General features: G+C 78.4%; 1 protein-coding gene. It reads right to left on the bottom strand.

What is annotated here, in order from left to right; all coding sequences use genetic code 11:
* A partial coding sequence (locus tag DY240_RS22385; RefSeq protein WP_147375441.1) for an FtsX-like permease family protein occupies positions 1–518 on the bottom strand: 518 nt, incomplete at both ends.

The following is a 518-nucleotide window of genomic DNA, read 5'->3' as shown; positions in this document are numbered from 1 at the left end:
GTCGTCGCGGCGGCCACCAGCAGCTCCGGGCGCAGCTCGCCGGCCAGCCCCGCGGCGACGGCCAGCCCGGCGACGGTGCCGCAGACCGCGCCGGTGCAGCCGATCAGCGCCGCCTCGGCGAGCACGACCCGCCGCACCCGGCCGTCGCCCCACCCGACCGCCTGCAGCACCGCGAACTCCGCGCGCCGGTCGCGCATGTTGAGGAAGACGACGTCGGCGACGGCGACGCTGGACAGCAGGATCGTCACCAGCACGGCGACGTAGTCGATCTCGCGGGCGCGGACGGAGACGGCGTCGCCCAGCACGGACCCGACGACGGCGCCGTTGAACGCCAGCGTGATGCCCAGCAGGGCGGTGAGCGCGGCGCAGCCGAGCGCCACCGCGAGCACGCCGAGCCCGGTCCGTCCGGGCGAGCGGACCACGTTGGCCACCGCCAGCGACCGCACGCCGCGCACGACGGTGGAGCGCACCCCGCGCGCCGGCCGGGCGGGCTGCGCGCGCGGCTGCAGGATGCCGGC

This window comes from Jiangella rhizosphaerae (assembly GCF_003579925.1).
GTDB lineage: Bacteria > Actinomycetota > Actinomycetes > Jiangellales > Jiangellaceae > Jiangella > Jiangella rhizosphaerae.
The sequence above is the reverse complement of the archived record's forward strand: the minus strand, read 5'-3'. Positions and strand labels throughout refer to the sequence as shown.